This window comes from Pseudonocardia sp. 73-21 (genome assembly GCF_001899645.1).
Classification (GTDB): Bacteria; Actinomycetota; Actinomycetes; order Mycobacteriales; family Pseudonocardiaceae; genus Pseudonocardia.
In genome coordinates this window covers 1-21,822 of sequence record NZ_MKVV01000072.1, presented here as the reverse complement: position 1 = coordinate 21,822, position 21,822 = coordinate 1, and the positions used below count along the sequence as shown (strand labels likewise).

The 21,822-nt window shown below is 73.7% G+C and carries 16 protein-coding genes; 10 read left to right on the top strand and 6 right to left on the bottom strand.

The genetic code is table 11. The annotated features are described in order from the left end of the window. The first annotated feature begins 138 nt into the window (after positions 1-138). A complete protein-coding gene (pruA, locus tag BGP03_RS23055) occupies positions 139-1,758 on the top strand; it encodes an L-glutamate gamma-semialdehyde dehydrogenase (protein WP_298799567.1) in 1,620 nt (539 codons plus the stop codon). Between the two features lie 346 nt (positions 1,759-2,104). On the opposite strand, the gene BGP03_RS23050 is transcribed toward pruA, so the two are convergent. Then, on the bottom strand, positions 2,105-2,356 hold the full coding sequence (locus BGP03_RS23050; protein WP_298799566.1) for a hypothetical protein: 252 nt from the start codon (positions 2,354-2,356) through the stop codon (positions 2,105-2,107). Positions 2,357-2,695: 339 nt separating this feature from the next. Between BGP03_RS23050 and BGP03_RS23045 the strand changes: the two genes are divergently transcribed. Genes BGP03_RS23045 through BGP03_RS23030 form a run of 4 tightly spaced genes read left to right on the top strand, consistent with a single transcriptional unit; the run spans position 2,696 to position 7,329 of the window. After that, positions 2,696-5,317, top strand: coding sequence for an MFS transporter (locus BGP03_RS23045; RefSeq protein WP_298799565.1), 2,622 nt, complete (start codon positions 2,696-2,698; stop codon positions 5,315-5,317). A gap of 5 nt (positions 5,318-5,322) precedes the next feature. Next, entirely contained in the window at positions 5,323-5,763 is a 441-nt protein-coding gene (locus BGP03_RS23040) for a MarR family transcriptional regulator (RefSeq protein WP_296374911.1), read from the top strand. Positions 5,764-5,797: 34 nt separating this feature from the next. Beyond that, complete coding sequence (locus BGP03_RS23035; RefSeq protein WP_298799564.1) at positions 5,798-6,448, top strand: transketolase; 651 nt, start codon at positions 5,798-5,800, stop codon at positions 6,446-6,448. Further along, positions 6,448-7,329, top strand: coding sequence for a transketolase (locus tag BGP03_RS23030; protein WP_298799563.1), 882 nt, complete (start codon positions 6,448-6,450; stop codon positions 7,327-7,329). The genes BGP03_RS23035 and BGP03_RS23030 overlap by 1 nt, the downstream gene beginning before the upstream one ends. Before the next feature lie 54 nt (positions 7,330-7,383). Here the strand turns inward: BGP03_RS23030 and BGP03_RS23025 are convergent, their stop codons facing one another. Beyond that, positions 7,384-8,763: a PLP-dependent aminotransferase family protein gene (locus BGP03_RS23025; RefSeq protein WP_296374904.1), complete on the bottom strand. Its 1,380-nt coding sequence runs from the start codon at positions 8,761-8,763 to the stop codon at positions 7,384-7,386. Between the two features lie 68 nt (positions 8,764-8,831). Between BGP03_RS23025 and BGP03_RS23020 the strand changes: the two genes are divergently transcribed. The 5 genes from BGP03_RS23020 (at position 8,832) to BGP03_RS23000 (ending at position 14,919) form a co-directional block, all read left to right on the top strand. After that, a complete protein-coding gene (locus BGP03_RS23020) occupies positions 8,832-9,476 on the top strand; it encodes a pyridoxamine 5'-phosphate oxidase family protein (protein ID WP_296374902.1) in 645 nt (214 codons plus the stop codon). A 112-nt stretch (positions 9,477-9,588) separates the two neighbouring features. Beyond that, complete coding sequence (locus tag BGP03_RS23015; RefSeq protein ID WP_298799562.1) at positions 9,589-11,691, top strand: prolyl oligopeptidase family serine peptidase; 2,103 nt, start codon at positions 9,589-9,591, stop codon at positions 11,689-11,691. Between the two features lies 1 nt (position 11,692). Continuing rightward, positions 11,693-12,676, top strand: coding sequence for a mechanosensitive ion channel family protein (locus tag BGP03_RS23010; RefSeq protein ID WP_298799561.1), 984 nt, complete (start codon positions 11,693-11,695; stop codon positions 12,674-12,676). Between the two features lie 282 nt (positions 12,677-12,958). Beyond that, positions 12,959-13,342: a globin gene (locus tag BGP03_RS23005; protein ID WP_296374897.1), complete on the top strand. Its 384-nt coding sequence runs from the start codon at positions 12,959-12,961 to the stop codon at positions 13,340-13,342. 29 nt (positions 13,343-13,371) lie between these two features. Continuing rightward, entirely contained in the window at positions 13,372-14,919 is a 1,548-nt protein-coding gene (locus BGP03_RS23000) for an alpha-amylase family glycosyl hydrolase (protein ID WP_296374896.1), read from the top strand. Between the two features lie 24 nt (positions 14,920-14,943). On the opposite strand, the gene BGP03_RS22995 is transcribed toward BGP03_RS23000, so the two are convergent. The 4 genes from BGP03_RS22995 to BGP03_RS22980 all read right to left on the bottom strand — a co-directional run. Next, positions 14,944-15,579 (bottom strand): hypothetical protein, encoded by a 636-nt coding sequence (locus tag BGP03_RS22995; RefSeq protein ID WP_296374894.1) that lies wholly within the window; start codon positions 15,577-15,579, stop codon positions 14,944-14,946. Further along, complete coding sequence (locus BGP03_RS22990; protein WP_296374892.1) at positions 15,576-15,995, bottom strand: thioesterase family protein; 420 nt, start codon at positions 15,993-15,995, stop codon at positions 15,576-15,578. Before BGP03_RS22990 ends, BGP03_RS22995 begins: the two co-directional genes overlap by 4 nt. A 3-nt stretch (positions 15,996-15,998) precedes the next feature. Beyond that, entirely contained in the window at positions 15,999-20,735 is a 4,737-nt protein-coding gene (locus BGP03_RS22985; protein WP_298799560.1) for an NAD-glutamate dehydrogenase, read from the bottom strand. A 123-nt stretch (positions 20,736-20,858) separates the two neighbouring features. After that, positions 20,859-21,822: hypothetical protein (locus BGP03_RS22980; protein WP_299737425.1), on the bottom strand; the 964-nt coding region annotated here is incomplete at its 5' end.

Genomic DNA, 21,822 nt, shown 5'->3' with positions numbered 1-21,822 from the left:
ATCACGCCCGTCCCAGGTGACGATGATCGGTGTCGACCGCACGCCAACTCTGGCCTGGTCCGATCGGACAACACGTCGCGGTGAACCTGTGCCTCCCGGACGAATCGCCGCACCGGCCCCGCTTCCTACGGTGCTCCCATGGACGCCCTCACCCGCACCCCGACGCCCCGCAACGAGCCGGTCCTCGACTACGCCCCCGGCTCCCCCGAGCGGGCCGGACTGCAGGCGGCGCTGGCGGAGGTCCGTGGGCAGCAGCACGTGCTGACCGTCACCATCGACGGCCGCAAGCACATGGCAGGCGGCACCCGCATCGACGTCGTCGCGCCGCACGACCACCGCCACGTCCTGGGCGTCACCGCCAACGCCGGCCACGAGGACGCCAAGGCCGCGGTCGAGGCCGCGCTGCGGGCCGCCCCGATGTGGCGCGACCTGCCCTTCGACGAACGCGCCGCCGTCCTGCTGCGCGCGGCCGACCTGCTCACCGGCCCGTGGCGGCACCGGATCAACGCCGCCACCATGCTGGGCCAGTCCAAGACCTGCTACCAGGCCGAGATCGACGCCGCGTGCGAGCTCGCCGACTTCTGGCGGTTCAACGTCGCGTTCGCGCGCCAGATCCACGACAACCAGCCGGTCTCCGGCCCGGGCGTGTGGAACCGGCTCGACTACCGGCCGCTCGAGGGCTTCGTCTACGCAATCACGCCGTTCAACTTCACCGCGATCGCCGCCAACCTCCCGACGGCGCCCGCACTGATGGGCAACACCGTCATCTGGAAGCCCTCCCCCACCCAGGGCCTCGCCGCGCACCTGACGATGGCGCTGCTGGAGGAGGCCGGGATGCCGCCCGGGGTGATCAACCTGCTCACCGGCGACGGCCGTGAGGTCTCCGAGGTGCTGCTGGCCGACCCGGCGCTCGCGGGCATCCACTTCACCGGCAGCTCGGCGACGTTCCAGCACCTGTGGGGCCAGGTCGGCGCCCACATCGGCACCTACGCCACCTACCCGCGGCTGGTCGGCGAGACCGGTGGCAAGGACTTCGTGCTCGCCCACCCCTCCGCCGACGTCGACGTGCTGCGGACGGCACTGGTGCGCGGCGCCTTCGAGTACCAGGGGCAGAAGTGCTCGGCGGCCTCGCGCGCGTTCGTCCCCCACTCGGTGTGGGTGCGGTTGCGCGACGACCTCGCGTCGGAGGTGGACGCCCTGTCGATGGGCGACGTCGCCGACTTCTCGAACTTCATGGGTGCGGTGATCGACCGGCGGTCCTACGACAAGGTCACCGCCGCGCAGGCCATGGCGAAGGCCGAGCTGGACGTGATCGCCGGCGGCACCGCGAGCGACGAGCAGGGCTGGTTCGTGCGGCCCACCGTCGTCGTCGGCTCCGACCCCACCCACGAGGTGTTCCGCACGGAGTACTTCGGCCCGCTGCTGGCCGTGCACGTCTACGACGACGGCGACTTCGACGCGATGCTGACGCAGGTGGACCGGGGTGCCCCGTACGGCCTGACCGGCTCGATCGTCGCGCAGGACCGCGCCGCGGTGGCCCGGGCGTCGGAGGCACTGCGGTTCGCGGCGGGCAACTTCTACGTCAACGACAAGCCCACCGGCGCCGTCGTCGGCCAGCAGCCGTTCGGCGGTGGGCGCGCGAGCGGCACCAACGACAAGGCCGGCTCGATCTACAACCTGCTGCGCTGGGTGAGCCCGCGGACGATCAAGGAGACCTTCGTGGCCCCGACGGCGTCCGGGTATCTCCACCAGTCCTGACGTCCGTGGTGGGTCCCCGGGCCCGCGACCGTGGCACCCGGGTGCGCGTCGGCGACCGACGCGCCCAGAACGCCCCGCAGAACAGTGGCGCGGTCGGCGTGCGCGGCGTCGAGCGGCACGTCGATGGTCTGCAGACGGTCGACGGCAGCCGCGTGCGGCGCACTCCGATCCCCCGGCCTCGACGCGTACGGCGGTGGGGACCACCGGCACAGGCCCCCTCGGCGGCGCCCGCCGCCCACTGACGCCTCGAGCAGAGCCACGGCGTGCCGGTGCCGCCGGTGACCGGGATCGCGCACGGCCTGTACCGCTTCGTTGTCGAGGACGAGCAGCCGAGAGGTCGCCCTGCTCACGCGGCGGCGGCCAACCCGGCCGCATAGGCCGGCACCTCGTCGGGCGTGGGGTCCTCGACGATGTCGGCGAGCTCCGTCGCCGCCCGCTGTACGAGATCAGCCCGTCCGGCCGGCGGATGGCCGTCGATCTCTGCTGCGGCGACCGCGATCTCCCATGGCTCGGGGCGCGCGTCGGGGTGCTCCCGGTCGTGCTCGTCCAGCACCGCCTGGTTGGCCGGTGACTGCAGGTAGGCCTTGAGTCCCTGCACCGTTGCCTCCGGGACCGAGGTGAGCAGGCCTGCCTGAACCGCGGCCGCGGCCGCGTTCTTCAGAGCCGGGGGGTCATGACGGCGGACTCCTCCTCCGCCGCGGCGAGGAAGGAGAGCATGCGATCCAGGTGGGCGTCCACGATTCGGACGTACCACCGCACGTACCACGTAGACGATCAGAAAATGTCCAGGCGCGAGCCGATCACGTCGCCATCGAGTGACTATCCCGCACACGGGAGTGTGACGAGGACCGCCCGGTAACGATCCATCATCCGGCTTCCCCTCCGGCCGGGTGAGTGTTTAGCATAAGACAACTAAGTTCTTCGGAGGGAGTGGGAGATGGCCGTCCTCGACAAGCCGGCGCGGAACGCGCCACCCGAACCGGGGTCGAACTACAAGTGGATCGCCCTGTCGAACACGACGCTCGGCCTGCTCATGGCCACGATCAACTCCTCGATCGTGCTCATCGCACTCCCGGACATCTTCCGCGGGATCGACATCGACCCCCTCGGCGCGGGCAACACCGGCTACCTGCTCTGGATGATCATGGGGTTCCTGGTCGTCACCGCGGTGCTGGTGGTCGGCTTCGGACGCCTCGGCGACATGTACGGCCGCGTCCGGATGTACAACCTCGGCTTCGTGATCTTCACGATCGCGTCGATCTTCCTGGCCGTCACCTGGCAGACCGGTGACGCCGCGGCGTGGTGGCTGATCAGCTGGCGCATCGTGCAGGGCGTCGGCGGCGCGTTCATCATGGCCAACTCCAGCGCGATCCTCACCGACGCGTTCCCCGTGCACCAGCGCGGCATGGCGCTGGGCATCAACTCGGTGGCGGCGATCGCCGGCTCGTTCCTCGGCCTGGTCATCGGCGGCCTGCTCGGCCCCGTCGACTGGAAGCTCGTCTTCCTCGTGTCGGTCCCGTTCGGCGTCTTCGGCACGATCTGGGGTTACTTCAAGCTGCGCGACAACGGCCAGCGCACCCCCGCGAAGATGGACTGGTGGGGCAACATCACCTTCGCCGTCGGCCTCATCGCGCTGCTGGTCGGCATCACCTACGGCATCCAGCCCTACGGCGACAGCGTCATGGGTTGGGGCAGCCCGCTCGTCCTGTCCTGCATCATCGGTGGCGTCGTCGTCCTGATCGCGTTCGGCGTCATCGAGACCAGGGTCGCGAACCCGCTCTTCACGCTGTCGCTGTTCAAGAACCGGGCCTTCACCCTCGGCAACATCGCCAACCTGCTCGCCTCGCTCGGCCGCGGTGGGCTGCAGTTCGTGCTGATCATCTGGCTGCAGGGCATCTGGCTGCCCCAGCACGGCTACTCCTTCGAGGAGACGCCGCTGTGGGCCGGCATCTACATGCTGCCGCTGACGGTCGGCTTCCTCGTCGCGGCCCCCGTGTCGGGCGTGCTGTCGGACAGGTTCGGCGCGCGCTGGTTCTCCACCGTCGGCATGGTGCTCTCGGGCGCCAGCTTCGTGCTGCTGCTGGTGCTGCCGATCAACTTCAACTACTGGGCCTTCGCGGCGATCCTGCTGCTCAACGGCGTCGGCATGGGCCTGTTCTCCTCGCCCAACCGCGCTGACGTCATGAACAGCCTGCCCGCCAACGCCCGCGGCGCCGGCGCCGGCATGACCGCGACGTTCCAGAACTCCGCGATGGTGCTCTCGATCGGATTCTTCTTCAGCCTGATGATCCTCGGGCTGTCGAGGAACCTGCCGTCGGTGATGGAGGCCGGGCTGCTGCAGCACGGCGTGCCCGCCGCCAACGCGAGCGCCGTGGCGGCCCTGCCGCCGGTGGCCGTGCTCTTCGCGGCGTTCCTCGGCTTCAACCCGATCCAGCAGCTGCTGGGCAACGTCCTGGGCACGCTGCCGGCCGACCAGGCCTCGTTCCTGACCGGCCGCAGCTTCTTCCCGAACCTGATCTCCGGCCCGTTCGCCGACGGTCTCGTCGCGGCCTTCTGGTTCGCCGTCGCGGCCTGCCTGGTCGCGGCCGTCGCGTCGTGGTTCGCCGGTTCGCGCCGCCGGGCGGCCGTCACCGCCCCGGAGAAGCTCGAGCGCGAGTCGCTCGGTGGCGAGCTCGCCGCCGTCGCGAGCGAGGGTGGGTTCGGGCCCGCTGAGCTGGTGACGAACGACTTCGAGAGCGACACCGACCGTCACCCCATCCCTCGGGCGGGAGCCGGGGAGCTGCTCGGCGCCGTCCGGACCGCCTCGGGATCGGCCGTGCTCGACGGCGTCGTCACCGTCACCGACCAGTTCGGACGGCAGGTGGCCCGCGCCGTCGCCGAGCCCGGCGGCCGCTACGCCCTGCGCGACCTGCCCCCCGGCACCTACACCGCCGTGGCCAGCTCGCCGGGCTTCCGGCCGGACGTCACCGCCGTCACGCTCAACGGCACGGGCGCGGTGCACGACTTCGCGCTCGACGGCCACGGCGTCGTCTCCGGCACGGTCCGCGGCGGGCGCTCCCCGCTGTCCGGTGCGGTGGTCATGGCCACCGACGCCACGGGCCGCGTGGTCGGCAACGCCCGCACCGAGGCCGACGGCACGTTCCAGCTGCGGGGCCTGCCGCTGGGCCCCACGACGATCACCGCGAGCCTGCCCGGCCACCAGCCGACGGCCACGGGGCTGCAGGTCGTCCCGGACTCGGCGGCCACGCTCGACCTCGCCCTGGAGCCCTCCATCGGCGGGCTCGTCGGCGTCGTCAGCGGGCCGGACGGGGCCACGCTCGCCGGGGCCACCGTCACCGCGTCCGACGAACGCGGCGACGTGGTCGCCATGGCCACCACCGACGGCGACGGCGGCTACGAGCTGGCCGGGCTCACGCCCGGCCGCTACACGGTGGTCGCCACCACGCACGCCCCCGCCGCGGTGCAGGTGGAGCTGCCGACCGGAGCGCCGTCGCGGGTGGACCTGCAGCTGGGAGCACCGGCAATCGACCGTCGCCCGGCTCACGTCCAGAACAGCTGACGGGAATGAGCACCGCCGAGGCGACGACGACCGTCGCCGAGATCGCGGGACGGCTGCGCATCGCGGCCGGCCGGATGGCGCGCGAGACCAGTGCCCAGAGCCGGCTCGACGGCATGACGCCGAGCCGGCTCGCGGCGCTGGCCGTGCTGCAGACGGCCGGCCCGATGCGGGTGGGGGCACTGGCCGAGCGGGCCGGGATCAGCGCGCCCACCACGTCGCGGCTCGTCGACTGCCTGGAGGAACGCGGGCTGATCGTCCGCACGAGCGATCCCGACGACCACCGCGCCATCCGCGTCAGCCTGAGCCCGGAGGGCGAGGCGGCCCTGAGCGGGGTGAGGGAGCTGGGGGCTGGCCTGCTCGCCGCCCGCATCGCCGACCTCACGCCGGAGGCGCTGGCGGTGCTCGTGGCGGCGCTGCCCGTGATCGAGGAGCTCGCCGCGGGTTGACCTGAAGTCGGGTCGAACTTGCAGGGTGGGTCCCATGACTCCCGCCTACGACGACCTGCCGGCCCTGATGACCCTCATGACCGGCGACGAGAAGCACGGGGCCAGCGCCACGTCCACCCTCGACGTGATCTGGGTGCTGTACGACCGGGTGCTCCGGCCCGAAGACCGTTTCCTGCTCTCCAAGGGCCACGGCCCGATGGCCTACTACGCCGTGCTGGCCGCCAAGGGACACATCACGGAGGCCGACCTGCGCGGGTTCGGCGGACCCGACTCGATCCTCGGCCACCACCCCGATCGCACCCTCGTGCCGGGCGTCGAGATCGGGTCGGGCTCGCTCGGGCACGGCCTCGGCCTGGCCGTCGGCACCGCGCTCGGGCAGCGCCTGCAGGGTTCCCACGCCCGCACGGTCGTGCTGCTCGGCGACGCGGAGCTGGAGGAGGGCAGCAACGCCGAAGCCATCCAGTACGCCGGCCGGGCGGGGTTGAACGGCCTCACCGCCGTCGTCGTCGACAACTCCTCGGCGTCGCTGGGCTGGCCCGGCGGGATCGCGCGACGGTTCACCGTGGAGGGCTGGTCCGCCTCCGACGTGGACGGCCGCGACCACGACACCCTCGAACGCGCCTTCGCCGCCCCGGGCGACAGCCCGCACGTCGTCGTCGCCCACGTCGAGCGGAAGGAGTCCTGATGATGGACCAGCGTGAGCGCTTCTACGGCCTGCTCCCCCAGCTCCTCGGCGATGACGAGCGTCTGGTCGCCGTGCTCGCCGAGATCGGGGCGGGCTACATCGACCCGGGGCCCGTGGCCGACCGCGTGATCAACGTGGGCATCCGCGAGCAGCTGCTCGTCGGCGTCGCGGGTGGGCTGGCGCTCACCGGCCTGCGCCCGATCGTGCACACGTTCGCCCCGTTCCTGATCGAGCGGCCGTTCGAGCAGGTGAAGCTCGACCTCGGCCACCAGGACGTCGGCGCCGTGCTCGTCAGCGCGGGCGGCTCCTACGACTGGCCCGAGGGCGGCGAGACCCATATGGGTCCCCGCGACGTCGCCCTGCTCGACACGCTCGAGGACTGGACGGTGCACGTCCCGGGCCATCCGGACGAGGCCGAGTCGCTGCTGCGGGCCGCCGCGGCGGCGGACGGGCGGGTCTACGTGCGGCTCTCCGCGGGCTCGAACACGCAGCCGCTGGCGACCGACGACCGCCGGATGACGGTGCTGCGCCGCGGATCGCGGGGCACGGTCGTCACGGTGGGCCCGATGGCCGACCGGACGCTGGCCGCCACCGAGGGGCTCGACGTCACGGTGCTCTACGCCGCGACGGTCCGCCCGTTCGACGGCGGGACGCTCCGCGCGACCCTGAACGCGCCGGACGTCGTGCTGGTGGAGCCCTACCTGCGCGACACCTCGACACCGCAGATCAGCCGCGCGCTGCAGGGCGTCCGGCGCCGGGTGCTCGGGCTCGGCGTGGGGCAGGAGGAGCTGCGCCGCTACGGCACCCGCGCGGACCACGACGCCCTCCGCGGCCTCGACGAGGCCGGCCTCCGCCGCTCGATCACGGCGTTCCTGGCCTGAGTGCGGCTGACGCCGCCCGTGCGCGGAAATCAGTGCGGGAACACTGTTATCCGCTCACGACCAGCGCGGCACGCCCGACGACACCCGCACGAGCGCTGCGGTGACGACGGGCAGGGCCCGGTCGAGGTCCGCCCGCGACGGGCCTGCGTAGCCGAGCAGGATGCCGTGCACGCCGGGCCCACCGAGGTGGTGGCGGGCCAGCCCGTCCAGGGCCACGCCGCGCCGGCCGGCTGCCGCGATCACCGCCCGCTCCGCCGCCGCGTCGGGCAGCGGGACCACGACGTGCGCGCCGGCCTGGTCGCCGACGACGGCGCGGCCGACGGCCTCGGCGACCGCGGCCCGCCGGGACGCGAGCTCGCGGCGCAGCCTCCGCAGGTGCCGGCCCAGGTCGCCGTGGGCCGCGAACGCCGTGAAGACCCGCTGCCCGGCCCGGGCCGGCCGCGTACCGGTGCGGTCGCGCAGGTCCAGCACGGCCGCCCGCACGGCCGGCGGCGCCACCATCCAGCCGGCGCCCAGCGTCGGGGTGAGCAGCTTGCTGGCCGTACCGAGGTGCACCACCACATCGGGTCCGAGCCCGGCCAGCAGCGGCAGCGGGGCCACGTCGTAGCGCAACTCGCCGTCGTAGTCGTCCTCGATCACGAGGAACCCCTCGGCCCGCGCCCGGTCCACGAGCGCGACCCGCCGCGCCGCGGGCAGCCGCGCCCCCATCGGGTACTGGTGCGCGGGCGTGACGTAGACGGCGGCGAGCCCGGTCGGCAGGGCCTCGACCACCAGACCCGACGCGTCCACCGGCACCGGCACGACGACGAGCCCGGCCGCCCGCAGCGCCGCGACCGCCCGCTGGTAACCCGGCTCCTCCACGGCCACCCGCGCACCGGTGGGCAGCGTCCGCGCGAGCTCGGCCACGGCCCCGGTACTGCCGCCGGTGGCCAGGACGTCGTCGGGACCGGCCGGGAGCCCCCGGTGGCGCAGCAGGTGCTCGACGACCACCGCGCGGAACGCCGGGAGCCCCACCGGCTCCGGGTCCGCGTCGGGCGGGTCGTCGGCCGCGGCGCGCCAGGCCCGCCGCCAGACCGACGCGTCGAGCACCTCGACGCACGGGGTGCCGGCGAACAGGTCGACGTCGGCCGGGTCCCGACGCGCCGGCGGCGTGGACGGACGGGGCGTCGCCGCATGCGTCCCGGCCGGCGTGCCCACCACGAACGTGCCCGCCCCGCGCCGGCCGACCGCCCAGCCCTCGGCCAGCAGCTGGTCGTACGCGGCCGCGGTGACGGTGCGGCTGACCTGCAGCGTCGTCGCCAGCGCCCGCGTCGAGGGCAGCCGGTCCCCCGCCCGGAACGCGCCGCCCGCCGTCGCGGCGCGCAGGGCGTCGGCGAGCTGGGTGGCGAGCGGCCGCTCGTCGTCGCGGTCGAGCGGCAGGGGCGGGAGATCCACGAGTGGCCTTCCAGGATCGGTCGGAAGTGGCCCTGTCACGATGCCACTTCGACGCGCACCCTGAACTCGTGAGCCTCTCCCCCACACCCCGCAGCACCGTCACCCGCTCCCGCGAACGGGCGCGCACCGACCGCGCCGACCTGCACGCCGTGCTCGACGCCGGGTTGGTCTGCCACCTCGGGCTCGTCCGCGACGGCGCGCCGGTCGTGCTGCCCACCGGCTACGGCCGCATCGACGACACCGTCTACGTGCACGGCTCCACCGGCGCGGGCTACCTCCGGATCGCCGACGACGCGCCGGTCTGCCTCACCGTCACCCACCTCGACGGCGTCGTCTACGCGCGCTCGGCGTTCCACCACTCGATGAACTACCGCAGCGCCGTCGTGCACGGCACCGCGCGCCGCGTCACCGACCCCGGCGAGCGGTGGGCGGCGCTGGCCGCCATCACCGAGCAGCTCGCCCCCGGTTCGTGGGACCACACGCGGCAGCCCGACGCCCGCGAGCTGGCCGCTACGGCCGTGTTCGCGCTGGACCTCGCCGAGGCCAGTGTGAAGGTCCGCACCGGCCCGCCGGTCGACGACGAGAGGGACCTGCCCGGCGACGGGTGCTGGGCGGGCGTCCTCCCGGTCCGCACGACCTTCGGTGCACCGGAGCCGTGTCCGACCGTCCCGGCGACCACCCACCCGCCGGCCCACGTCGCCCAACGGCCGTGATCACGGGCGCATGGTCGCCCGTACCGACCCGCACACGACCACCGGCCCGTGATCAGCGCTGGTGGGAACGGGCCGCGAGCCACCCGGGTCGGGTGAACTAGCCTCGGTCCGCGTGACCCAGCGATACCCCGACGCCGAACGGCTCGATCTCGTCGAGCACCTGCACGGCCACGCGGTCGCGGATCCCTACCGCTGGCTGGAGGACCCCGAGGACCCCCGCACGCGCGCCTGGTCGGCGGCCGAGGACGAGCTGGCCACCACGGCGCTGCAGGCCCTCCCCGGCCGGGAGGAGCTCGCCGCCCACCTGGAGGAGCTGCTCTCGGCGGGCTCGGTGTCCGCGCCGCTCTGGCGTGCCGGCCGCCGGTTCTCCACGCGCCGCGACCCCGGCCAGCAGTTCGCGGTGGTGCTCGTCACCGAACCCGACGGCACCGAGCGCGTACTGCTCGACCCGATGGCCATCGACCCCTCCGGACTCACCACCCTCGACGCGTGGGTGCCCGATCTCGAGGGCCGGCGGCTGGCCTACCAGCTCTCGACCGGCGGTGACGAGCACTCGGTCCTGCACGTCCTCGACGTCACCACCGGTGAGGACGTCGAGCCCCCGATCGACCGCTGCCGCTACTCGTCGGTGGCGTGGGTGCCGGGCGGGGACGAGTACTTCTACGTCCGCATGGTCGACGAGCGCGAGGCCCCCGACGGTCAGCAGGCGTTCCACCGGCGGGTCTGGCGCCATCGCGTCGGCTCGCCGGACGACGTGCTCGTCGACGGCCCCGGGCTGTACGACGACCACACCTACTACGGGGTCCAGGTCTCCCGCGACGGCCGCTGGCTGATCGTCACCGGCAACGTCGGTACGGCCCGCCGCGACAGCATGTGGATCGCCGACCTCGACGCCGGCGGCCCGCTCGTCCCGGTCCTCACCCAGGCCGACGACGTGCAGGCCCGCGCCTGGGTCGACCGCGACGGTCTGCTCTACGTCCTCACCACCGACGGGGCGCCGCGCTGGCGCCTGATGGTCACCGAGCCGGAGAACCCCGGCCGTGGGCACTGGCGGGAGCTGGTGGCCGAGGACCCCGGCTCGGTGCTCGACGCCGTCCGGCGCCTGGAGCAGCCCGACGGCGAGACGCTGCTCGTGCTGCTCCGCAGCCGGCACGCCGTCGCCGAGCTCGCCCTGCACGCCGTGGTCGACGGGGCGCCGCGCGGCACCGTCCCGCTGCCCGGCCCCGGTTCGCTCACCGGCCTGTCGGTGGCCGACCGCGACACCCCCGGGCAGGCCGGGAAGCTCTGGATCGGCTGGACCGACTTCGTCACCCCCGCCCAGCTGCACCGCTACGAGAACGGCGAGACGGTGCTGGAGGCCACCGCCCCGGGCGCCGTCGCGGTACCGGATGTGCGCAGCGAGCAGCGCGAGTTCACCTCGGCCGACGGCACGACGGTGCGGATGTTCGTCCTCGAACCCGCCGGCTGCGCTGATGCCGCCTCCGCGGGGGGACGTGCGTCGACGGGCGGCCCCCGCCCCACCCTCGTCACCGGTTACGGCGGCTTCGGCATCTCCCGCGAGCCCGCCTACACCGCGTCCGCGCTGGCCTGGGTCGCGGCGGGCGGCAGCTACGTCGTCGTGTCGTTGCGCGGCGGCGGCGAGGAGGGCGACGCCTGGCACCTCGCGGGCAACCGCGGCAACAAGCAGAACGTGTTCGACGACCTGCACGCCGCCGCGCAGGCCCTGGTCGACGCCGGCACCACCACGCCGGAGCAGCTGTCGATCCTCGGCGGCTCCAACGGCGGCCTGCTCGTGGGGGCCGCGTTGACCCAGCGGCCGGAGCTCTACCGCGCCGTCGTGTGCTCGGCGCCGCTGCTCGACATGGTGCGCTACGAGGAGTTCTCCATCGGCCGCACCTGGAACGACGAGTACGGCACCGCGGACGACCCCGAAGAGCTCGGATGGCTGCTGTCCTACTCGCCGTACCACCACGTGCACCCGGGAACCGCCTACCCGGCGGTGCTGTTCACGGTCTTCGAGTCCGACACCCGGGTCGACCCCCTGCACGCCCGCAAGATGTGCGCGGCCCTGCAGCACGCCACCAGCGGTGACCTCCCCGTCCTGCTGCGCCGCGAGACCGGCGTCGGACACGGCGCCCGGTCCGTGGCCCGCACCGTGAGCCTCACGGTGGACCAGCTGGCGTTCCTGGCCGCGCACACCGGACTGGAGATATGAGTTGACCTCACTGTTCCCCTCCCAGCCGCAGTGCGTGGCCGACGCCGGCTCCTGGTGCGCCACGTTCTACCGGCTGACCAACAACGACTTCCTGGCCCGCTCCGCCGATTCGATCATGTCGTCGGGCCTGGCCATCCTGTTCATCATCGTGCTCGCCGTCGTCGCCCGGTACGCGGTGCACCGCCTGATCAAGCGGATCGTCGACGGGGCCACCAGCAAACGGGTGTCGCGCCTGATGAGCCGGGCCCCGCGGCGGCCGGCCACCGCCAGCACGCCACCCGCCGCCCGCAGCACGCAGCGCGCCCGCACCATCGGCTCGGTGCTCCGCTCGATCAGCTCCACGGTGATCCTCGTGATCGCCGCGATCATGATCCTGGCCGAGTTCGGGGTGGACCTCGCCCCGATCCTCGCCTCCGCCGGCATCGTCGGCGTCGCGGTCGGGTTCGGCGCGCAGAACCTGGTCCGGGACTTCCTCTCCGGCATGTTCATGCTGCTCGAGGACCAGTACGGCGTCGGCGACATCGTCGACCTGGGCGAGGCCAGCGGCGTCGTCGAGGCCGTCGGCCTGCGGATCACCACGCTGCGCGACGTCAACGGCACGGTCTGGTACGTCCGCAACGGCGAGATCCTGCGGGTGGGCAACAAGAGCCAGGGCTACGCCGTGGCCGTGGTCGACCTGCCGGTGGCCCACCAGGCCGACGTCGCCGACGCCATCGCGCTCGCCGGGCGCACCGCCACCGAACGGCTCGCCGAGCAGGACCTCGCCGTCGACGTGCTGGAGCCGCTCGAGGTGCTCGGCGTCGAGCGGGTCGGCCCCGAGGGCGTGACGCTGCGCCTGACCGTGCGCGTCAACCCCGGCAAGCAGTTCGCCGTGCAGCGCGCGCTCAACGCCGCCATCTCCGACGCGTTCGACGAGGCCGGCGTGCCGCGTCCCGGCCTGCTGCCCAACGTCGGTCTCGCCAAGGACCGGCCCTCGATCCCGTAGGACCGTCCGGGAATCCCGCCTCGACGACCACCCGCCACGGCCGCGGCGGCTCCCACCGGAGCACCTCGCCCCACACCCCCTCACCACCGTCCGGCCCCGTCCCGACGAGGAGCCCGTCGCGGAACACCACGGTGCCCGCCCCGAGCACGCTGTGGCGATCCAGCGGCCACCAGCACGGGGTGAGGACGTCGAGGTTGCGGGGCCGACGCTCTCGTGCGTGGCGAGCTCGCCGACCGCCGTTGCTCCGGAGCCACCGTTCCGGGGGGTCAATAGGATGGGGTGGTGAGCGATCCCCAGAACTTCTACGCCGAGGTCGGCGGTGCGCCGGTCTTCGAGAAGATCGTCTCCCGCTTCTACGAGCAGGTGGCGCAGGACGAGGTGCTCCGCCCGCTCTACCCGGAGGAGGATCTCGGCCCCGCCGAGGACCGCCTGCGTCTGTTCCTCGAGCAGTACTGGGGCGGCCCGCGCACCTACTCCGACCTGCGCGGCCATCCCCGGCTGCGGATGCGGCACGCGCCGTTCAAGGTCGGCCCGATCGAGCGCGACGCCTGGCTCGCCGCCATGCGCGTGGCCGTCGACGAGGCCGGTCTCGACGACGCCCACCGTGCGCAGTTGTGGCAGTACCTCCAGTACGCGGCGGCGAGCATGGTCAACTCCGACTTCTGACCCGCCTCCGACTACGGCAGGATCAACAGGTGACGTGGTGGCGCGAGGCGGTGGTCTACCAGGTCTACGTGCGCAGCTTCGCCGACTCCGACGGCGACGGCGTCGGTGACCTCGACGGCGTCCGCTCGCGCCTGGGCTACCTGGAGCTGCTCGGCGTCGACGCGCTCTGGCTGACACCCTTCTACACCTCGCCGATGGCCGACCACGGCTACGACGTGGCCGACCCCCGGGACGTCGACCCGGTGTTCGGCGACCTCGCCGCGTTCGACCGGCTCGTGACGGCCGCCCACGAGCACGGCCTGCGGGTGCTGGTCGACCTCGTGCCCAACCACACCTCCGACCGGCACGAGTGGTTCCGGGCCGCCCTCGACGCGGCTCCCGGCAGCCCCGAACGGGCCCGTTACCACTTCCGTCCCGGCCGCGGCCCGGACGGCGACGAGCCCCCCAACAACTGGAGCAGCGTGTTCGGGGGCCCGGCGTGGACGCGGGTGTCCGACGGCGAGTGGTACCTGCACCTGTTCGCCACCGGGCAGCCCGACCTCAACTGGACCAACCCCGAGGTGTGGGCCGACCTGGAGAAGACGCTGCGGTTCTGGCTCGACCGCGGCGTCGACGGGTTCCGCATCGACGTCGCCCACGGCATGAGCAAGCCCGAGGGCCTCCCGGACTCGGTGGCCGCGGTCCGCACCGGGCTGCTCACCGGCGGACGAGACGGCGACCCCCGCTTCGACGACGAGGGCGTGCACGACGTGCACCGCATGATCCGGGCCGTCGTCGACCACTACCCGGGCCGGGTCACGGTCGGCGAGATCTCCGTGCAGGACAACGCGCGCTTCGGCCGCTACCTGCGTCCCGACGAGCTGCACCTGGGGTTCAACTCCCGGTTGCTGCAGGCCCCGTTCACCGCCACCGCCGTACGCCGGGCCGTCGAGCAGTCGCTCGCGTCCACCGCCGCGGTGTCCGCCACCCCCACCTGGGCCCTGGGCAGCCACGACGTCTCCCGACCGGTCACCCGCTACGGCGGCGGGGAGCAGGGGACGTGGCGCGCGCGGGCCATGGCTCTGCTCACCCTGGCGCTACCGGGCACCGTGGTCGTCTACAACGGCGAGGAGCTCGGCCTGCCCGACGCGGAGATCCCGGACGAGGCGCTCCAGGACCCCCAGTGGGAACGCTCCGGGCACACCCAACGCGGCCGCGACGGCTTCCGTGTTCCGGTGCCGTGGGAGGGCGGTGCGCCGGGGTACGGGTTCACCACCGGCGTGCCGTGGCTGCCGATGCCGGACGGGTACGGCCGGCTGACCGTCGCCGAGCAGCTGGAGGACACCCGCTCCAGCCTGTCGCTGCTGCGCCGGGCCGTCGAGCTGCGCCGCACCCATCCCGGCTTCACGGGAACCGACGTCGAGTGGTTCGGCGCACCCGTCGGCTGCCTGGCGTTCCGCCGCACCGGGTCCACGCTCGTGTGCGCCCTGAACACCTCCACCGACGTGGTGCCGCTACCGCCCGGTGACCTGCTGCTCTCCAGCCGCTCCCTCGACGACGACCTGCTCCCGCCCGACACGGCGGCCTGGCTGGCGTAGGCGCCTGCCGCGCACGACCTCGGGTCAGAGCGCGAGCAGGGGCAGAGCCGTGAGGCGGCGGCGCACCACCGCGCCGTAGCGGGCGTCGAGGCGCATCCAGGACCCCGTGGCCGAGACCCGGACCGTGTCGTCCTCGGGTCCGGCGCCGAGGAACCCCATGCCCGAGAGCGCGAACAGGCAGCGCAGCGGCACCTTCACCGCCGCCGCGCCGCCGGAGGCGTCGGTGACCGTGAGCACCGTCTGGTCCAGCAGCGACGCGGGCGGGCCCATCGGCCCGGCGTTCTCCCGCGCCACGGTCAGGCCGCGCTCGGTGAGGGCGTCCAGCTCGGGCGCGGGCACGTCGTCCACCGGCTTCCAACCGTCCGACGGGGGCAGCGAGCCCGGCCACAACCCGCCGAGACCCGGGTCGATCTCCTCCGAGCGGTCCACCGTCAGGGCCGTGAGCAGCACGGCCGCCGGTGTCGTGACGTCGCCGGCGTCGAGGGTGCCGTGCACCGAGCGCGTGGCGAGCACCTCGAACGGGGTGGTGGCCCACGCCGTGACGGTGGCGCCGGAGACCACCAGCCGCACGGTGGCCGCCTGGTCCAGGCGCACGACACGCCCGACGAACGAGCCGAGGTCGCCGCGCTCATCGGCGTCCGGGATGTGCAGGACGGTCATGCCTCTCCCCACTTCTCCAGGAAGGCCCGCTCGTCCCCGGTGATCCGCCGCGGCCGCTGGCTCTCCAGGTCGAACAGGGCCATCCCGGTGGTGGCCTCGATCGCCACCGGATCGGACTCCGACGCCCCGTCGTGCAGGGCGTAGGAGATGCGGAACGACGCGGCCCGCACCTGGTCCACCCACATCTCGACGAGCAGCGGCTCGGGCCGGTAGGTGATCTGACGCCGGTACCGCACGCCCAGCTCCACCACTAGCAGGCCGGTGGCGAACCCGCCGACCCCGCTCGCGGAGGCGGCGTCGAAGAACAGGTCGATCCGCGCCTCCTCCAGCAACGTCACCGCGCGGGCGTGGTTGAGGTGCCGGTAGGCGTCCTGGTCGGTCCACCGCAGCGGGACGTGGGCGACGAAACGGGCCACGGGTCAGCGCGCCAGGCCGCGGAGCTGGCGGGAGACCACCGAGAGGGTGGCCAGGTCCAGCTGGCCCGCCGTGCCCACCTCGTGCAACGCCGCGCGCGCCCGCACCAGCCGGGACGCGTTGACCTGCTCCCACGCCTCGATCGCATCGTCCACCGGTGTGCCCGGCGCCGACTCACGCAGGGCGTCGAGGGTGATGGCGCGCAGCGAGCCGTAGAGGTCGTCGCGCAGCGCGAGCCGCGCCAGCGCGTGCCAGCGGTCGCCGCGTTCCAGGGCCGTGACCGAGGTCAGCGCAAGGTCGACGCCCAGGTGCTCGGACATGCCGTAGTACAGCGCCGCAACCTCGGCGGGATCGCGCGGCTCGCGGTCGCGCTCGGCCAGCTCCGTCAGCTCGACGACGTCGAGCAGCCCGTAGCCGTACATCAGCGCGGCACACCGCTGCGCGCAGTCGGACCCGACACCGGCCTTCGCCAGCTCCGCCGCCCGCGACTGCACGGCCTCGCGCTCGCGCCCGCGCAGCAACGTGGGCAGCTGCGCGCGCAGCGTCCGCACCGGCTCGGCGAACCGGGAGACGGTGGCGGCCACGGCGAGCGGCTGCGGGCGGGTGGTGAGGAACCAGCGCGAGGCGCGGTCGAGCAGGCGCCGCGACTCCAGCGCGATCATGTCGGCCACGGCCACGGGGATGGCCGGGGCGCGCAGCTCGGTCCACAGCTGCGGCAGGTCGAACACCGTGGTGGTGACGGCGTACGCGCGCACCGCGTCGGTGACGGTGGCCGAGAGCTCCTCCGCCAGCCGGAACGCGTACGTCAGGCCGGCGCCGTCGACCATCTCGTTGACCAGCAGCGTCGTGACGATCTCCCGGCGCAGCGGGTGCCCCGCGATCGCGGCCGGGAAACGCTCCCGCATCGCCCGCGGGAAGTACTGCGGCAGCCGGCCCGCGAACGCCGCCGCGTCCGGCAGGTCGGTGGCCAGGACCTGCGCGGTGAGGTCGAGCTTCGTGTGCGCGAGCAGGGTGGACAGCTCCGGGCTGGTCAGGCCGTTGCCGGCCGCCTCCAGCGCCGCGAACCCGGCCTCGGTGGGCAGGACGTCGAGCTCGCGGTCGAGCCCGTGCCGGATGGCGAGGTCCGTGGTGAGCCGCGCGTGCACGCCGGCCATGTCGGCCGCGTGCGCGCGGGCCACGCCGAGCACGGCGTTCTGGTTGGTGTTGTCGGCCAGCACGAGCGTGCCGACCTCGTCGGTCATCTCGACGAGCACGGCGTTGCGGGCCTCGCGGTCCAGCTCGCCCCCGGCGACGAGCCGGTCGAGCAGGATCTTGATGTTGACCTCGTGGTCGGAGCAGTCCACGCCGGCGGAGTTGTCGATCGCGTCGGTGTTGATCTTGCCGCCGTTGCGGGCGAACTCGATGCGGCCCTTCTGGGTCAGACCCAGGTTGCCGCCCTCGCCCACCACCTTGACGCGCAGCTCCCGACCGTCGGCGCGGACGTTGTCGTTGGCCTTGTCGCCCGCGTCGGCGTGCGACTCGTCCGACGCCTTGACGTAGGTGCCGATGCCGCCGTTCCACAGCAGATCGGCCGGGGCCCGCAGGATCGCGGCGATCAGGTCGGGCGGGCTGAGCTTCGTCACGCCGTCGGCCAGCCCGAGCGCCGCGCGCATCTCCGGACCCACCGGCACCGACTTCGCCGTGCGCGGCCAGACCCCGCCGCCGGCGCTGATCAGCGCGCGGTCGTAGTCGTCCCAGGAGGAGCGCGGCAGCGCGAACACCCGCTCGCGCTCGGTGAAGCTGCTGGCCGCGTCGGGCGTCGGGTCGACGAACACGTGCCGGTGGTCGAACGCCGCGAGCAACCGGATGTGGCGCGAGAGCAGCATGCCGTTGCCGAACACGTCGCCGGACATGTCACCCACACCGACGACCGTGAACTCCTCGGTCTGGGTGTCCACCCCGAGCTCGCGGAAGTGCCGCTTGACGCTCTCCCACGCGCCCTTGGCGGTGATGCCCATGGCCTTGTGGTCGTAGCCGACCGACCCACCGGACGCGAACGCGTCGCCGAGCCAGAAGCCGTAGGACGCGGCGACGTCGTTGGCGGTGTCGGAGAACTTCGCGGTGCCCTTGTCGGCCGCCACCACCAGGTAGGAGTCGTCACCGTCGTGGCGCACGACGTTCTCGGGCGGCACCGTGACGCCGACTCCGTCGATGTTGGCGAGGTTGTCGGTGACGTCCAGCAGCCCCGAGATGAACATGCGGTAGCAGGCCTCGACCTCCGCCGGGTCGGGCTGCGCCGCGCGCACGAAGAAACCACCCTTCGCGCCGACCGGCACGATCACCGCGTTCTTCACGGCCTGGGCCTTGACCAGGCCGAGGATCTCCGTGCGGAAGTCCTGCGGGCGGTCCGACCAGCGCAGACCGCCCCGGGCGACCGCGCCGAACCGCAGGTGCACCCCCTCCACCCGCGGTGAGTACACGAAGATCTCGAACTTCGGCTTCGGCGCCGGCATGTCCGGCACCTGCGACGGGTCTAGCTTGAACGAGAAGAACGACCGCTCGCGGAACCAGTTGGTGCGCAGCGTCGCGGTGATCATCGCCAGGTAGCCGCGCAGGATGCGGTCGGCGTCCAGGCCCGTGACGGCGTCGATCCGGCTGCGCAGGTCCTGCAGCGCGGCCTCCATCGCGGTCTCCCGGTCGGCGACGCCCGGCTCGAACCGCGCCCGGAACAGCGCCAGGAGCCCGCGCGCGACGTCGGGTTGCCCGAGCAGCGTCTCGGCCATGTACTGCACGCCGTAGGGGCTGCCGAGCTGGCGGGCGTAGCGGGCGTAGGCGCGCAGCACCGCCACCTCCCGCCACGGGAGCCCGGCCCGCAGCACGAGCGCGGAGAACCGGTCGGTCTCGGCGTCGCCGCGCCAGGCGGCGCTGAACGCGGAGCAGAACCCGGCCTCGACGTCGGCCTCCTGGCGCGCGTAGACGGCGCTGCTGGTGGCCTCGTCGAGCCGCAGCCCGAAGTCGTAGACGTAGACGCGCAGCCCGTCGGCCCGGACGAACTCCGACGGCCGCTCGTCGAGCACGTCGACGCCCAGCTGCTGCAGCACGGGCAGCACCGACGTCAGCGTGGCGGGCGCGCCGGAGAGGTACAGCGTGAAGCGGCGGTCGGCCGCACCGTCCTGCGACGCCCGGGTCCGCACCGCGAAGTCACCCGGATCACCGAGCGCGACGATCCGGCGCAGGTCCTCGACGGCCTGCTCGGGGTCGACGACGGCCTTGTACTCCTCCGGGACACCCGGTACCTGTGCCACGAGGGCGACGGAGCCGGTGGCCGAGAGGAGCCGGTCGTCCCAGGTGCGGATGGCGCCGGTCAGCTCGTCCTGCAGCGCCGGCACGTCGACGCCCGCGTAACCGGCGGCGTCGACCGGCGTGTGCACCGTGAAGTGCACGAGCGCGAGCTGGGACTCCGTGACCCGCGCGGTGTAGTCCACCGACGTGCCGCCGAGGCGGCGCTGCAGGAGGTCGGCCATCGCGAGCCGCGACGACGTCGTGTAGCGGTCGCGCGGCAGGTACACCAGGCACGACAGGAAGCGGCGGTACGGGTCGGGCCGCAGGAACAGCCGCACCGACCGGTGCGCGCCCACGGCCAGCACGCCGACGGCGGTGTCGTGCAGGCGCTGCTCGCTCGCGCTGAACAGCTCCTCGCGCGGCAGCCCGGAGATCACCTCGAGCATCTGCTGGCCGGAGTAGGAGTCCAGCGGGAACCCGGCGCGGTGGATCGCGTCGCGCACCCGGCGCTCCACCACCGGGATGTCGAGCACGCTCTCGTAGAGCGCGGGCACCGTGAGCGTGCCCAGGAAGCGGTGTTCCCCGGCGAGCCGTCCCTCGGCGTCGACGGTGCCGATCGCGAGGTAGTACGGGTGCACCGGCTTGAGCGGGCTCGGCGCGTTGGCGCGCGTCATCACGAGCAGGTCGTGCGGGGCGTCGGACGTGCGTTCCGCGTCGTCGACACGGTCGACCTGCGGCGCGAAGGAACTGGCGATCTCGGACCCGCGACGCAGCACACCCAGACCGGTGTCGGGCTCGGCCCGCAGACCCGTGCCCTCGACGGTGTAGTGGCGGTAGCCGAGGAACGTGAAGTGGCCGTCGGCCAGCCAGCGCAGCAGCGACGCGACATCGGACGCGTGGGTGCCGTCGAGCGCGACGGGCGAGCCGGGCAGCTCGGCGGCCAACGCCTCGGCGCGCCGGGCCATCGGCTCGCTGTCCTCGACGACCTCGCGGACGGCCTCCAGCACCGCTGCGAGCTCCCGCTCGATCTGCGCCACGGGCGTGGCCGACGGTGCCAGGAGGAGCTGGATCCAGGACTCCGCGAGCGTGTCGACGGGGGGCGCGGCCGGGTCGGCTGCGGTGAGGGTCTCGGCGAGCTTGCCGTCCGCGCTCCGCCGCACGACCACGATGGGGTGCAGCACCCGCTTCACCTCGCCACCGGCGCGCGCGATGCCGGCGAGCAGCGCCCCGACGAGGAACGGCATGTCGTCGGTGACGATCTCGACGAGGCGCCCGTCCTGGGTGTCGCACACGCGGACGAGCGGCTCGCCCGGCGCGCGGTGCCCAGCGAGCCGGAGATGGCCGCGGGCGGCCTCCTCCAGGATCGGGAGCTGGTCGTCCGGGCTGCCCGGTAGGTCCGGGGCGTGCCGCGCGTACAACGCGGTCAGGGCGGTCAGCTCGGGGTCCGGCTCGGGCGCGTGGGCGCGGCTCCGGCTCGTCACATGCAGCTCCGGTCGTCAACGGTGATCACCTCGTGGGTGACGGCGCGACCACCCTAACGCGGCATCGGCGGGCGCCGGCCGACCCGTTCCGGACCCGACAGATCCCGCCGGGCCCGGCGGTGCTCAGATGCCGCGGTAGGCGGCCAGCGCGCCGGCCAGGAGATCGGCGAGCCCGAGGCCGTCGGTGGAGTCGGCCTGCTCGGTACGGCCTGCAGCCGACGCCGTGCCCTTCACGTCCTTCGTGTCCCTCATGACGTCCTGGCTGGTCGCGGCCGCCTGTTCGGACGTGTCCTCCGCGCTGCGCCGGTGACGACGGCCCCCCGTGGCGGGAGGGGCCGCCGTGGCGACGGGCTCGGCCGGCAGGCTCCCCCACAACGGCCCGGTGCTCAGGGCGTCCCTGGTGGCGTGCCGCCGCCGCGGGCGGTCCAGGCGCTGCAGCAGCTGCGCACCGACCGGCCCGTCGGCGTCGTGGACGGCCGCGCGCAGCTGGGTGCCGGGCAGGTCGTCGTCGGGGACGAAGTCCTCGAACAGGCCCGGCAGCGTGCGGTGCATCCACTCGGTGGCCGGGGACCGGCTCCATCCGGGGAGGACCACCGACAGGGCGTCGGCGTCGTCGTGGCGCAGCCGCGCACCGGACGGGAGCCGGTCGCCGAGCCGGTCGGCGAGGGTCCGCACGACCGCTCCCGCCCGACGCCCGGCGAAGCGGCGGCCGTCGCGCGCCAGATCGATGACCACGACGCAGCCCTCGGACTCGGGGCCCGGCTCCGGGCGGCGGTCGGACGCGGAGGCGGAGGTCGTGGTCGCCCCCCAGGCCCGGTCGAGCTCCGCGAGCGCGTTCTGCAGCCAGCTCCCCGAACCGGGCTCGACGGCGAGGTCGGCGGCGGCCTCGGCCCGGTCGAGAGCCGACCGGTCGGCGTCAGGGGTGCCTGCGGCGCGGCCCTGCGCGGACCGGTCGTACCCGCGCGACGGGCCGTCCGCCGCAGCGGGGTCAGGACGCTTCGTGGCCGGACGCGTCGTGGCCGGAGGCGTCGTGGCCGGAGGCGTCGTGGCCGGAGGCGTCGTGGCCGGAGGCGTCGTGGCCGGAGGC

Coding starts and splice junctions, on each gene's coding strand:
- BGP03_RS23045 (WP_298799565.1), top strand. CDS start 2,696: ATGGCCGTCCTCGACAAGCCGGCGCGGAACGCGCCACCCGAACCGGGG.
- BGP03_RS23030 (WP_298799563.1), top strand. CDS start 6,448: ATGATGGACCAGCGTGAGCGCTTCTACGGCCTGCTCCCCCAGCTCCTC.
- BGP03_RS23035 (WP_298799564.1), top strand. CDS start 5,798: ATGACTCCCGCCTACGACGACCTGCCGGCCCTGATGACCCTCATGACC.
- pruA (WP_298799567.1), top strand. CDS start 139: ATGGACGCCCTCACCCGCACCCCGACGCCCCGCAACGAGCCGGTCCTC.
- BGP03_RS22995 (WP_296374894.1), bottom strand. CDS start 15,579: ATGACCGTCCTGCACATCCCGGACGCCGATGAGCGCGGCGACCTCGGC.
- BGP03_RS23040 (WP_296374911.1), top strand. CDS start 5,323: ATGAGCACCGCCGAGGCGACGACGACCGTCGCCGAGATCGCGGGACGG.